A 12,996-nucleotide genomic window follows, 5' to 3' on the forward strand; every position below is an offset into this window, starting at 1 on the left:
GACCCGCACCCCATGAACAACGCTCTAAACCAGCTGCAGCCTTACCCGTTCGAAAAATTGCGCGCCCTGCTTGGCAGCGTGCAGCCCAACGCCGACAAGCGCCCGATCGCGCTGTCGATTGGCGAACCCAAGCACCGCTCGCCGGACTTCGTGGCCAAGGCACTGGCTGACAACCTCGACCAGATGGCGGTCTACCCGACCACCCTGGGCATCCCGGCGCTGCGCGAAGCTATCGCCGACTGGGCCGAGCGTCGTTTCAACGTGCCAAAAGGCTGGCTTGACCCGGCGCGCAATATCCTGCCGGTCAACGGCACCCGTGAAGCCCTGTTTGCCTTCACCCAGACCGTGGTCAACCGTGGTGACGACGCTCTGGTGGTGAGCCCGAACCCGTTCTACCAGATCTATGAAGGGGCCGCCTTCCTGGCAGGCGCTCAGCCGCACTACCTGCCGTGCCTGGCCGAGCATGGGTTCAACCCGGATTTCGACGCCGTATCCGTCGACACCTGGAAACGCTGCCAGATCCTGTTCCTGTGCTCGCCGGGTAACCCGACCGGTGCGCTGATCCCGCTTGAAACCCTGAAAAAACTGATCGCACTGGCCGACGAACACGACTTCGTGATCGCCGCAGACGAGTGCTACAGCGAGCTGTACTTCGACGAGAAGACACCACCGGTCGGCCTGCTCAGCGCCTGTGTGGCCCTGGGCCGTGAAGACTTCAAGCGTTGCGTGGTGTTCCACAGCCTGTCCAAGCGCTCCAACCTGCCGGGTTTGCGTTCCGGTTTTGTGGCCGGCGATGCCGACATCCTCAAGGCGTTCCTGCTGTACCGCACGTACCATGGCTGCGCAATGCCGGTACAAACCCAGCTGGCAAGCATTGCCGCCTGGAACGACGAAGACCACGTACGTAGCAACCGTGACCTGTATCGCGAGAAGTTTGATGCGGTGTTGGAGATTTTAACCCCGGTACTGGATGTGCAGCGCCCGGATGGCGGCTTCTACCTGTGGCCCAGGGTTGAAGGCGACGACGCTGAATTCTGCCGCGATCTGTTTGCCCAAGAGCACGTCACCGTAGTGCCGGGCTCTTATCTGTCCCGCGAAGTAGACGGTTTCAACCCCGGCGCTGGTCGCGTACGCATGGCCCTGGTTGCGCCACTGGCTGAGTGCGTGGAAGCCGCCGGGCGGATCCGCGACTTTATTCAGCGTCGCGGCTAAACCGCCCCTGTGGGAGCGGGCTTGCTCGCGATGCAAGCGATGCGGTCTGCCAGACGAACCGCTGCGATGCCATCGCGAGCAAGCCCGCTCCCACATAAAGCTGGGTTATTTCACCGTTCCCAGGTTGGCCTCGCTCAAGTCCAGGTCCTTGAGGATTTCGCTCAGGGCGTCGTCGCCGATTTCGTGATGGCGGCGCAAGCTGTACAGTTCCAGCCGCTGCGCCCGCAGCGCCTTGAGCCGCAAGCGGCTTTCCAGCTGGTCCATTTGCGAAGCCAGTGCCTGGGCCTCCGCCGAGTCGTTGTACACCTCAAGCTGATGACGGTACTCAGACATGATCCGCGCCTTTAGCTCAGCCGCCAGAGCCGCCTGGGCCGCATCCTGCTGACCATCGGCCTCCACCACCTCTTCTGCTTCCAGCGCGTGAATCGCCGCTTCTGCGGTGCGCCGCCAGGCTTCGCGCACTTCTTTGCGCATGGCATCGTCCGGGCTTTTTGGAATACCGCGCAACAACACCGGCAAGGCGATGCAGGCTGCCACCAGCGACAGCAAAATCACCCCGGCAGCAATAAAGATCAGCAAATCACGCTCAGGAAAATTCAAACCCTCGCTGACCAGCAGCGGTACCGACATCACGCCCGCCAGGGTCACCGCACCGCGTACCCCGCCCACGGTCAGCAGCCAGCAGGAGCGGGCTGTCGGCACCATCGTCAGCTCGCCCTTGCCACGCCAGCGGCGCAACAGGCCGGACAGCCGCCAGATGCTCTGCACCCAGATGAAGCGCAGCGCCAGCAGCACCAGGAAAATCGCCACCACATCCAGGCAGCGATACATCAAAGTCGGCCACAGAGTCGTTTCGTGGCTGACCACCGCCTTGATGATGTCCGGCAATTGCAGGCCCAACAGCAAAAAGATCAACCCGTTGAAGGCAAACTCCAGCAGCGACCACACACTGCGATTAAGCAGGCGGGTGCTGGTCTGACGCGGCAACAGGTCCAGCCAGCTCTGCATCATCCCCGCCGCCACCGCCGACAGGATGCCCGAAGCACCCAAGCGTTCGGCCAGTACATAGGCGGCAAAAGGCAGCAGCAACATAAACACCACATGGGTGGCCGGGTCATCCCAGCCACGGGCGATCATCCACGCGCGCAAACGCCCCACCAGCCAGCTCAGGGCGACGCCAATGGCCAGCCCGCCACAGGCCACCAAAATGAAGGTCAGGCTGGCATTGGCCAGGGAAAACACCCCGGTAATGGCAGCCACCAGGGCGAACTTGAAGGTCACCAGGCCCGTGGCGTCATTCATCAGCGCCTCGCCTTGCAGCATGTGCATCAAGGGTGCGGGCAAGCGATTCTGTGCAATGGCCGATACCGCCACCGCATCAGTGGGTGACAGTACTGCTGCCAGGGCAAATGCCACCGGCAAGGGGATGGTCGGCAACAGCCAATGGATGAAATAACCCGCACCCACCACCGTAAACAAAACCAGCCCTACTGCCAGGGTCAGAATCGGCCCGCGCAGGCGCCAGAACTCACGCTTGGGCATGCGCCAGCCATCCGAGAACAGCAGCGGCGGCAAGAACAGAAACAGGAACAGCTCAGGTTCCAGCGCCACATGCAGGCCCAGTGTCGGCCAGGCCAGTACGGCACCGGCGGCAATCTGCACCAGCGGCAAAGGCAGAGGTATGACACGCCCCAACAGACGCGAAATCCCCACCAGCATCAGCAGGATAAGGACGGTATAGGCGGTTTGCATATCAGCAGAGTTCCCGAACGATCAGTTTTAAACTAAATAAATAGCAACAATTTCCCATTGCGCTCCATAGTAGCGTCTAACCGTAAAAGCCGAGCCTGAACAAAAGTAGCAGTGCGACGACATGTCACAAGTCTGTGCCAAGCTCGCAGCCAATCACGCCCAAGGGCGCTGCGCATGGCATAATCCGCGACTGCTCATTTACCGCATCTCCAAAGGGGGGGCAATTTCCGTGACCGATTCAAGCAAGACGTTGCACCTTTTCGGCATCAAAGCCTGCGACACCATGAAAAAGGCTCGCACCTGGCTCGATGAACATGCAGTGCACTACGATTTCCATGACTACAAAAGCAGCGGCATTGACCGTGAACACCTGACCCGCTGGTGCAATGAGCACGGCTGGGAAGTGGTGCTCAACCGCGCCGGTACAACCTTTCGCAAGCTCGACGACGAACGCAAAGCCGATCTCGACCAAGCCAAAGCCATTGAACTGATGCTCGCCCAACCCTCGATGATCAAGCGCCCGGTGCTCGATCTCGGTGACAAAACCCTGATTGGCTTCAAGCCAGATCTTTATGCGGCGGCCCTTCTGTAAGCGCCCGCCCATTTATTTTTGTAAGAGGTAATTGCATGTCTACTACCCTGTTCAGCGCAGCCTTCGGCGTCGGCACCCAAAACCGCCAAGGCGCATGGCTGGAAGTGTTCTACGCACAACCCCTGGTCAATCCATCGGCCGAGCTGATTGCAGCCATCGCACCGATTCTGGGCTACACCGGTGGCAATCAGGCAATCACCTTTACTACCGCCCAAGCCGCACAGATGGCTGAAGCCGCCAAACCGGTCGACGCCGCCCAGGCTGCCCTGCTGACCCGCCTGGCCGAAAGCCACAAGCCACTGGTTGCCACCCTGCTGGCCGAAGACGCCACTCTGACCTCGACGCCAGAGGCCTACCTCAAGCTGCACCTGCTGTCCCATCGCCTGGTCAAGCCCCACGGCCTGAGCCTGGCGGGCGTGTTCCCGCTGCTGCCAAACGTGGCATGGACCAGCCAGGGCGCCATCGATCTGGGCGAACTGGCCGAGCGTCAACTCGAAGCGCGCCTGCGTGGCGATCTGCTGGAAGTGTTCTCGGTCGACAAGTTCCCGAAAATGACCGACTACGTGGTTCCGGCCGGTGTGCGCATCGCTGATGCGGCGCGTATTCGCCTGGGCGCCTACGTCGGCGAAGGCACCACCGTGATGCACGAAGGTTTCGTCAACTTCAACGCTGGTACCGAAGGCCCGGGCATGATCGAAGGCCGTGTATCGGCAGGCGTGTTTGTCGGCAAGGGTTCGGACCTGGGTGGCGGTTGCTCGACCATGGGCACGCTGTCGGGTGGTGGCAACATCGTGATCAAGGTCGGCGAAGGCTGCCTGATCGGCGCCAACGCCGGTATCGGCATCCCGCTGGGTGACCGCAACACCGTCGAGTCCGGCCTGTACGTGACCGCAGGTACCAAAGTGGCCCTGCTGGACGAAAACAACCAGTTGGTCAAAGTGGTCAAGGCCCGTGACCTGGCTGGCCAGCCTGACCTGTTGTTCCGCCGCAACTCGGAAACCGGCGCTGTGGAATGCAAAACCCACAAGTCGGCCATCGAGCTGAACGAAGCACTGCACGCTCACAACTAAGCGTCTGTCTGCAACTGACGGGGCCGGCTTCCGGCCTCGTCAACAGAGCCCGAACACCATGCTTTTGCCTTCTCCCTGGCGCGCTGACTTTCCCGCCATCGCCGCCTTGCAACGTCAGGACCAGACGTATCTGGACAGCGCTGCTACCACGCAAAAACCCCAAGCCCTGCTCGACGCACTGACGCATTACTACGCCAACGGCGCAGCCAATGTACACAGGGCCCAACATCTGCCGGGCGCCCACGCGACCCAGGCATTCGAAAACACCCGCCACAAAGTGACGCAATGGCTCAATGCCGGCGAGTGCGGGCAAATCGTGTTCACCCACGGCGCCACGTCAGCGCTGAACCTTCTGGCCTACGGCCTGGAGCACCAATTCAATACGGGCGATGACATTGTTATCAGCGCCCTGGAACACCACGCCAATCTGCTGCCATGGCAGCAGCTCGCACAGCGTAAAAAGCTGAATCTGGTGATCTTGCCTCTGGATGCCGACGGCGTGATCGACCTCGTGGCCGCCGCACGCCTGATCACCCCGCGCACCCGCCTGTTGGCCGTAAGCCAGCTATCCAACGTCCTTGGTGTGTGGCAGCCCCTGCCCGAACTGTTGGCGCTGGCCAGGGCACAGAATGCACTGACCGTGGTTGACGGCGCCCAGGGTGTTGTCCACGGTCGCCAGGACGTTCAGGCGCTGGGTTGTGACTTCTATGTGTTTTCCGCCCACAAGCTCTATGGCCCCGACGGGCTGGGCGTGCTGTTTGGCCGTCATGAAGCCCTGGCCCGCTTGCAACACTGGCAGTTTGGCGGCGAGATGGTGCAGGACGCCGACTATCAGCACGCCACCTTTCGCCCGGCACCGCTGGGATTTGAGGCTGGTACCCCGCCGATTGCCAGCGTGATCGGACTGGGGGCAACCCTCAACTATCTGGCCAACCTCAACCAGGGCGCAGTCCAGGCCCACGAAACAGCACTGCACCGATTGCTCGTCGAGGGTTTGCAGCAGCGCCAGGGCATTCGTCTGCTGGGCGCCCCGCAACTGGCCCTGGTCAGTTTTGTAGTCGAGGGCGTCCACAACGCCGATCTGGCCCATCTGCTGACCGAACAGGGGATTGCCGTTCGCGCCGGGCATCATTGCGCCATGCCACTGCTTAAAAGCCTTGGTCTGGCTGGTGCCATCCGTGTTTCGCTGGCGCTGTACAATGACTCAGAAGATCTGGAGCGTTTTTTCCTCGCCCTCGATCAGGCGCTGGAGTTGCTGCAATGACCCTGCCCGCCGACGCCCAGGCGGCGCTCGACAGCTTTGAGCATTGCACCGGCTGGGAACAGCGTGCACGCCTGCTGATGCAATGGGGCCAGCGCTTGCCGGAACTCAGCGAAGCCGACAAAACCGACGCCAACCGGGTGCATGGCTGTGAAAGCCAGATGTGGCTGGTGGGTGAGCAGGTCGATGGCCATTGGCAGTTTGCTGCCAGCAGTGAAGCGCGACTGATTCGCGGGCTGGTGGCGTTGCTGCTGGTGCGGGTGAACGGCTTGACCACGCAAGAGCTGCTGCAGGTCGATTTGCCGGGATGGTTCAAGCAATTGGGGCTTAGCCGGCAGTTGTCGCCATCGCGCAGCAATGGGCTCAATGCGGTGCTGGTGCGGATGCGGGAATTGGCAGCCTGACCATTGCCGCCCCCTGGGGAAGCGGGCTTGCTCGCGATGCGGGCGATTCGGTTCATCTGAAACACCGCGCCGGTGCTATCGCGAGCAAGGCCGCTCCCACAGGCCAGGTCCGAGGCGAGCCTTATTCCTGTGGTGCAGGCTTTACCTTCTCCGAAGGCCGGCGCACGCCCGCCACGATCTTGTCCACCGCCTTGGTCGCCGCCACCATGCCGAAGGTGGCCGTCACCATCATCACTGCGCCAAACCCGCCAGCACAGTCCAGCTTCACCCCGTCACCGACAAAACTCTTCTGCAGGCAAATGCTGCCGTCCGGCTTTGGGTAGCGCAGCTGCTCGGTGGAAAACACACACGGCACGCTGTAGTGACGGGTCATGGTGCGCGAAAATCCATAATCGCGGCGCAAGGTCGAACGCACCTTGGAGGCCAGAGGGTCATTGAAGGTACGGTTCAAGTCACAGACCTGAATCAGCGTCGGGTCAATTTGCCCGCCCGCGCCACCGGTGGTGATGATCTGTATCTTGCGCCGCTTGCACCAGGCAATCAGCGCCGCCTTGGCATTCACACTGTCGATGCAGTCGATCACGCAATCAATATCGGGGGTGATGTAGTCGGCCATGGTTTCGCGCGTCACGAAATCGGCCACCTCATGAACCTTGCAGTCAGGATTGATCTGACGCAGGCGTTCGGCCATCACCTCAACCTTGTCCCGACCAATGGTCGTACTCAAGGCGTGTAACTGGCGGTTGCTGTTGCTGACGCACACGTCATCCAGATCAAACAGCGAAATTTCGCCGACACCGCAGCGCGCAATCGCTTCCGCTGCCCACGACCCGACGCCGCCTACACCGACGATCGCCACATGCGCCGCCTTCAGTCGTTCAAGGCCTTCCAGCCCATATAACCGGGCTACACCGGCAAAACGTGGATCTTCTGTACTCATGACCAACACCCCAAAAACCGGCGCGCATTATAGGGTTCTTACATTGCATTGAGTATCTTTCCTACAAGCTATGCGACCAAGCCTGCTTTAATAGCCTGCTACGGAAGAAGATAAGAGCTACAACTAATAAAGAAAGAACTTAAGTCGGCTGTAAGTGCCAAACGCCAGACTCAATTCCGTCCGCTATACGATTGGTCAAAGCACAGTGTAGGATGCGCGCCGTTTGGCACCCGCCGACCGATCTTCGTTCCACTCCCTTTGGAACCCGAAATAGTTATGTCATCGCGTAAATTTGGACTCAATCTGGTGGTGGTCCTGGCCATCGCCGCGCTCTTCACAGGCTTCTGGGCGCTGATCAATCGCCCGGTCTCTGCGCCCAACTGGCCCGAGCAAATCTCCGGTTTTTCGTACTCGCCGTTCCAGCAAGGGCAGTACCCACAGAAAGACCAGTACCCGACCGACGACGAAATGCGTCGCGACCTGGAAATCATCAGCAAGCTGACCGACAACATCCGGACTTACTCGGTTGACGGCACCCTGGGCGACATTCCCAAGCTGGCCGAAGAATTCGGCCTGCGCGTGACCATCGGGATCTGGATCAGCCCTGATCTGGAGCGCAACGAGCGGGAAATCCAGAAAGCCATCGAGCTGGCCAACAACTCACGCAGCGTGGTGCGGGTTGTGGTGGGCAACGAAGCCCTGTTCCGCGAAGAAATCACGCCCGAAGACCTGATCGTGCTGCTGGATCGGGTGCGTGCCGCGGTCAAGGTGCCGGTCACCACGTCCGAGCAATGGCATATTTGGGAAAAGTACCCGCAACTGGCCAAGCACGTTGACCTGATCGCCGCGCACATCCTGCCCTACTGGGAATTTATCCCGGTGGACAAGGCCGGCGAATTCGTCCTGGACCGTGCCCGCGACCTGAAAAAAAAGTTCCCGAAAAAACCGCTGCTGCTGTCGGAAGTTGGCTGGCCGAGCAATGGCCGCATGCGCGGTGGCGCTGACGCTACCCCGGCCGACCAGGCGATTTATCTGCGTACGTTGGTCAATACCCTCAACCGCCGGGGCTACAACTATTTTGTGATCGAAGCCTTCGACCAGCCGTGGAAGGCCAGCGACGAAGGTTCAGTGGGCGCGTACTGGGGCGTGTACAACGCTGCCCGCCAGCAAAAATTCAATTTTGAGGGGCCGGTGGTGGCGATTCCACAGTGGCGCGTACTGGCCATCGGCTCGGTGGTCATGGGCCTGCTGTCGCTGGCACTGCTGCTGATCGACGGTTCTGCCCTGCGCCAGCGTGGCCGCACCTTCCTGACCTTTACCGCTTTCCTCTGCGGCTCGGTGCTGGTGTGGATCGCCTATGACTACAGCCAGCAATACAGCACCTGGTTCAGCCTGACTGTGGGCTTTCTGCTTGGCTTAGGTGCGCTCGGGGTGTTTATCGTGCTGCTCACCGAGGCCCATGAACTGGCCGAAGCAGTATGGATTCGCAAGCGGCGAAGGGAGTTTTTACCGGTAGAAGCCGACGATGCCTACCGTCCGAAAGTCTCGATCCATGTGCCGTGCTACAACGAGCCGCCGGAGATGGTCAAACAGACCCTCGACGCCCTGGCCAACCTCGACTACCCCGATTTCGAAGTGTTGATCATCGACAACAACACCAAGGACCCGGCAGTCTGGGAGCCGGTGCGCGATTACTGCGCCACCCTCGGCCCGCGCTTCAAGTTCTTCCACGTCGCGCCCCTGGCCGGTTTCAAGGGCGGCGCGCTGAACTACCTGATCCCGCATACCGCGCCGGATGCCGAAGTGATTGCCGTGATCGACTCTGATTACTGCGTGGACCGCAACTGGCTCAAGCATATGGTGCCGCACTTTGCCGACCCGAAAATCGCCATCGTGCAATCGCCACAGGACTACCGCGACCAGAACGAAAGCACCTTCAAAAAGCTCTGCTACTCCGAATACAAGGGCTTTTTCCATATCGGCATGGTCACCCGTAACGACCGCGATGCGATCATTCAGCACGGCACCATGACCATGACCCGCCGTTCAGTGCTCGAAGAACTGGGCTGGGCAGACTGGTGCATCTGTGAAGACGCCGAACTGGGCCTGCGGGTATTTGAAAAAGGGTATTCCGCCGCGTATTCCCACAACAGCTATGGCAAGGGCCTGATGCCCGATACCTTTATCGACTTCAAGAAACAGCGATTCCGCTGGGCCTACGGTGCGATTCAGATTATCAAGCGTCACACCTCCAGCCTGTTGCTGGGCAAAGACACGGAGCTGACCCGTGGCCAGCGCTATCACTTCCTCGCAGGCTGGCTGCCATGGGTGGCCGACGGCATGAATATTTTCTTCACTGTCGGTGCCCTGTTGTGGTCGGCGGCGATGATCATCGTGCCAACGCGGGTCGACCCGCCACTGTTGATTTTCGCCATTCCGCCACTGGCGCTATTTGTGTTCAAGGTGGGCAAGATCATTTTCCTGTACCGCCGTGCAGTGGGGGTCAACCTCAAGGACGCCTTCGCCGCGGCACTGGCCGGGCTGGCGTTGTCCCACACCATCGCCAAAGCCGTGCTGTACGGGTTCTTCACCACCAGCATCCCGTTCTTCCGGACGCCTAAAAACGCCGATAACCACGGCTTTTGGGTAGCGATCTCGGAAGCCCGCGAAGAGGTGTTCATCATGCTGCTGCTCTGGGGCGCGGCTGTGGGGATTTTCTTCGTACAAGGCCTGCCGAGCAACGACATGCGTTTCTGGGTGGTGATGCTGCTGGTGCAATCGTTGCCGTATCTGGCAGCGCTGATCATGGCCTTTATGTCTTCGTTGCCTAAACCGGTCGAAGAAGCACAAGAGCAACCCGCTGCATAAATCGACTGCAACCACTAAACGGCGGCCTCTGGCCGCCGTTTTGCTTTAAGATAACCGCCCTTTTGTGCCTTGTGTCCCGCTTCGGAGTCCCTACCATGACGGCCCACGCCGACCTTTCGCCGACCCTGCAACTCGCCTGCGATCTGATCCGTCGCCCTTCCGTGACGCCGATCGACGCTGACTGCCAGAAGCTGATGATGCAGCGCCTGGGCGATGCCGGCTTCATGCTTGAGCCGATGCGCATCGAAGACGTCGACAACTTCTGGGCCACCCACGGCAAACACGAAGGCCCGGTGCTGTGCTTCGCCGGCCACACTGACGTGGTACCGACCGGCCCGGTACAGGCCTGGCAGAACGACCCGTTCGACGCGCTGATCGATGAGCACGGCATGCTCTGCGGCCGTGGCGCGGCCGACATGAAAGGCAGCCTGGCAGCCATGCTGGTGGCCGCTGAACGCTTTGTCTGCGACTACCCGGACCACAAGGGCAAGGTCGCATTTTTGATCACCAGTGACGAAGAAGGCCCGGCCCATCACGGCACCAAGGCCGTGATCGAACGTTTCGCCGCACGTAACGAGCGTCTGGACTGGTGCATCGTCGGCGAGCCGTCGAGCACTTCCCTGGTGGGTGATGTGGTCAAGAACGGCCGTCGCGGTTCTCTGGGGGCCAAGCTCACCGTTCGCGGCGTTCAAGGCCATGTGGCCTACCCGCATCTGGCCAAGAACCCGATTCATCTGGCCGTGCCTGCGCTGACCGAGCTGGCCGCCGAGCATTGGGACAACGGCAATGCCTTTTTCCCGCCAACCAGCTTCCAGATTTCCAACCTCAACTCAGGCACAGGCGCGACCAACGTCATCCCGGGTGATCTGGTTGCAGTGTTCAACTTCCGCTTCTCCACCGAGTCCACCGTTGAGGGCCTGCAAAAGCGCGTCGCGGACATCCTGGACAAGCACGGCCTGGACTGGCACATCGACTGGGCGCTGTCCGGCCTGCCGTTCCTGACCGAGCCGGGGGCGCTGCTGGATGCCGTGTCGTCGAGCATCAAGCAGGTGACCGGTCGCGAAACCAAGGCTTCCACCAGCGGTGGCACATCCGACGGTCGCTTTATCGCGACCCTGGGCACCCAGGTGGTAGAGCTGGGGCCGGTCAACGCGACCATTCACCAGGTCAACGAACGGGTGCTGGCCAGCGATCTCGACGTGTTGACCGAAATCTACTATCAGACCCTGATCAAGTTGCTCGCCTGATGCTCGCCTGCCCGATCTGCTCCGAGCCGCTCAACGCGGCAGACAATGGTGTGGTGTGCCCTGCCGGCCATCGCTTTGACCGTGCCCGCCAGGGCTACCTGAACCTGCTGCCGGTGCAACACAAGAACAGCCGTGACCCAGGCGACAACCAGGCTATGGTTGAAGCCCGCCGCGACTTTCTAAACGCCGGGCATTACGCCCCTGTGGCCAAACGCCTGGCCGAACTGGCCGCCGAACGCGCGCCGCAGCGCTGGCTCGACATCGGCTGTGGCGAGGGTTACTACACCGCGCAAATCGCCGACGCGCTGCCCAACGCCGATGGCTACGCGCTGGATATCTCCCGCGAAGCGGTCAAGCGTGCCTGTAAACGCAGCCCGCAACTGACCTGGTTGATCGCCAGCATGGCCCGCGTGCCACTGGCTGACGCCAGCTGCCAGTTCCTGGCCAGTGTGTTCAGCCCGCTGGACTGGCTCGAAGCCAAGCGCCTGCTCACCCCCGGTGGCGGCCTGATGCGTGTAGGCCCGACCCGCGGTCACTTGATGGAATTGCGCGAACGCCTGTACGACGAAGTCCGGGATTACGCCGACGACAAGCATCTGGCCCTGGTGCCCGAAGGCATGTCGCTACAGCACAGTGAAACACTGGAGTTCACCCTCAGCCTGAGCGAACCCCAGGATCGCGCCAACCTGCTGGCCATGACCCCTCACGGCTGGCGTGCCAGTGCCGAGCGGCGCGCCGAGGTCATCGAGCACCCCGAGCCTTTAGTGGTGACCGTGTCGATGCGCTACGATTACTTCGTACTTCAATAACCCATTTTACGGCCAGGTGCACATGCCCTTGGCCCGACTAATCCGCGAATGGATTTTTCAGACACGCAGTGAGGACATCCATGCGCCAACCCGATATCGAGATTTACCTGAAAGAAGCCGTCACTTACAAAGACGTCGAAGCCTGGCTGGCAAACGTGCTGGGACCGTGCACGGAATGGAAAAAGAAAGGCGAAACCTGGAAGTGCATGGCCGGCAACGTGCCCGTAACCTGGATGCCAAAAGCTGTAGGCAAATGGAATAGCCTGTACCTGGACAGTGACCAGACGCCGTGGGAAGACGACATCGCCTGCGCCAAGGCTGCTTTTGAGGCATTGCACATCGAAGTGCGCTGCGCGCCGGGCAGCTGGGTTGAAGAACAGGGCGAGGCAGACGCCGACCGCTGGATCCGCATCAGCGAAGACGGCCAGGAAGAAATCACCTGGAAAACCGGTTCCTGATTCGGACCGGCCATAGATCCCTTGTGGGAGCTGGCTTGCCTGCGATGCGACCGACGCGGTGTCTATGTGCACATGCGCTGATGCAATCGCGAGCAAGCCCGCTCCCACAGGGAGGGCAAGCAGTGCCTTACAACCCCACTACATCCTCGGCCTGCAGGCCCTTGGCGCCCGAGACCTGGGTGTATTCGACCTGCTGACCTTCGGCCAGGCTGCGATGGCCTTCACCGCGAATGGCACGGTAATGCACAAACACATCAGCCCCGTCTTCGCACTGGATAAAGCCGTAGCCCTTTGCGTCGTTAAACCACTTCACATTGCCCGTTACACGTGCAGTCATGGAACATCCCCCCTTTTTATTATTGATCGGGCTCGTTAACTGGCCC

Annotated in this window: 12 protein-coding genes; 9 read left to right on the forward strand and 3 right to left on the reverse strand. The window is 60.8% G+C overall.

Going from position 1 to position 12,996, the window contains the following annotated elements; genetic code table 11:
* Nucleotides 1-12: 12 nt before the first annotated feature.
* Entirely contained in the window at nt 13-1,212 is a 1,200-nt protein-coding gene (gene dapC / locus QN377_RS02865) for a succinyldiaminopimelate transaminase (protein ID WP_095001305.1), read from the forward strand.
* 105 nt (nt 1,213-1,317) lie between these two features.
* Here dapC and QN377_RS02870 read toward each other — a convergent pair whose 3' ends face one another.
* The gene (locus QN377_RS02870) at nt 1,318-2,964 is read right to left on the reverse strand and encodes a Na+/H+ antiporter (protein WP_095001304.1); all 1,647 of its coding nucleotides are present in this window, start codon (nt 2,962-2,964) and stop codon (nt 1,318-1,320) included.
* Nucleotides 2,965-3,193: 229 nt separating this feature from the next.
* On the opposite strand from QN377_RS02870, the gene QN377_RS02875 reads away from it, so the two are divergent.
* Genes QN377_RS02875 through QN377_RS02890 form a run of 4 tightly spaced genes read left to right on the forward strand, consistent with a single transcriptional unit; the run spans nt 3,194 to nt 6,291 of the window.
* Nucleotides 3,194-3,556: an ArsC family reductase gene (locus QN377_RS02875; protein ID WP_095001396.1), complete on the forward strand. Its 363-nt coding sequence runs from the start codon at nt 3,194-3,196 to the stop codon at nt 3,554-3,556.
* A gap of 35 nt (nt 3,557-3,591) precedes the next feature.
* Complete coding sequence (dapD, locus tag QN377_RS02880) at nt 3,592-4,626, forward strand: 2,3,4,5-tetrahydropyridine-2,6-dicarboxylate N-succinyltransferase (RefSeq protein ID WP_095001303.1); 1,035 nt, start codon at nt 3,592-3,594, stop codon at nt 4,624-4,626.
* Between the two features lie 58 nt (nt 4,627-4,684).
* Nucleotides 4,685-5,890 carry an aminotransferase class V-fold PLP-dependent enzyme gene (locus QN377_RS02885; protein ID WP_095018173.1) on the forward strand — a complete coding sequence of 402 codons (1,206 nt, stop codon included), beginning with the start codon at nt 4,685-4,687 and terminating at the stop codon, nt 5,888-5,890.
* Nucleotides 5,887-6,291 carry a SufE family protein gene (locus tag QN377_RS02890; RefSeq protein WP_095018174.1) on the forward strand — a complete coding sequence of 135 codons (405 nt, stop codon included), beginning with the start codon at nt 5,887-5,889 and terminating at the stop codon, nt 6,289-6,291. The genes QN377_RS02885 and QN377_RS02890 overlap by 4 nt, the downstream gene beginning before the upstream one ends.
* A gap of 121 nt (nt 6,292-6,412) precedes the next feature.
* On the opposite strand, the gene tcdA is transcribed toward QN377_RS02890, so the two are convergent.
* On the reverse strand, nt 6,413-7,231 hold the full coding sequence (gene tcdA, locus QN377_RS02895; RefSeq protein WP_095001300.1) for a tRNA cyclic N6-threonylcarbamoyladenosine(37) synthase TcdA: 819 nt from the start codon (nt 7,229-7,231) through the stop codon (nt 6,413-6,415).
* A 276-nt stretch (nt 7,232-7,507) separates the two neighbouring features.
* Between tcdA and QN377_RS02900 the strand changes: the two genes are divergently transcribed.
* From QN377_RS02900 to QN377_RS02915, 4 genes are all read left to right on the forward strand, one after another.
* Entirely contained in the window at nt 7,508-10,099 is a 2,592-nt protein-coding gene (locus QN377_RS02900) for a glycosyltransferase (protein WP_322212477.1), read from the forward strand.
* A 95-nt stretch (nt 10,100-10,194) separates the two neighbouring features.
* Nucleotides 10,195-11,346 (forward strand): succinyl-diaminopimelate desuccinylase, encoded by a 1,152-nt coding sequence (gene dapE, locus QN377_RS02905; protein ID WP_095001298.1) that lies wholly within the window; start codon nt 10,195-10,197, stop codon nt 11,344-11,346.
* Entirely contained in the window at nt 11,346-12,155 is an 810-nt protein-coding gene (locus QN377_RS02910; protein WP_095018175.1) for a putative RNA methyltransferase, read from the forward strand. Before dapE ends, QN377_RS02910 begins: the two co-directional genes overlap by 1 nt.
* 80 nt (nt 12,156-12,235) lie before the next feature.
* Nucleotides 12,236-12,613: a hypothetical protein gene (locus tag QN377_RS02915; RefSeq protein ID WP_095001296.1), complete on the forward strand. Its 378-nt coding sequence runs from the start codon at nt 12,236-12,238 to the stop codon at nt 12,611-12,613.
* 127 nt (nt 12,614-12,740) lie between these two features.
* Here the strand turns inward: QN377_RS02915 and QN377_RS02920 are convergent, their stop codons facing one another.
* Nucleotides 12,741-12,950: a cold shock domain-containing protein gene (locus QN377_RS02920; protein ID WP_095001295.1), complete on the reverse strand. Its 210-nt coding sequence runs from the start codon at nt 12,948-12,950 to the stop codon at nt 12,741-12,743.
* Nucleotides 12,951-12,996: the final 46 nt, after the last annotated feature.

The sequence above is a fragment of the Pseudomonas sp. CCC4.1 genome, from assembly GCF_035019225.1.
In the GTDB taxonomy this organism is placed as follows: domain Bacteria; phylum Pseudomonadota; class Gammaproteobacteria; order Pseudomonadales; family Pseudomonadaceae; genus Aquipseudomonas; species Aquipseudomonas bubulae.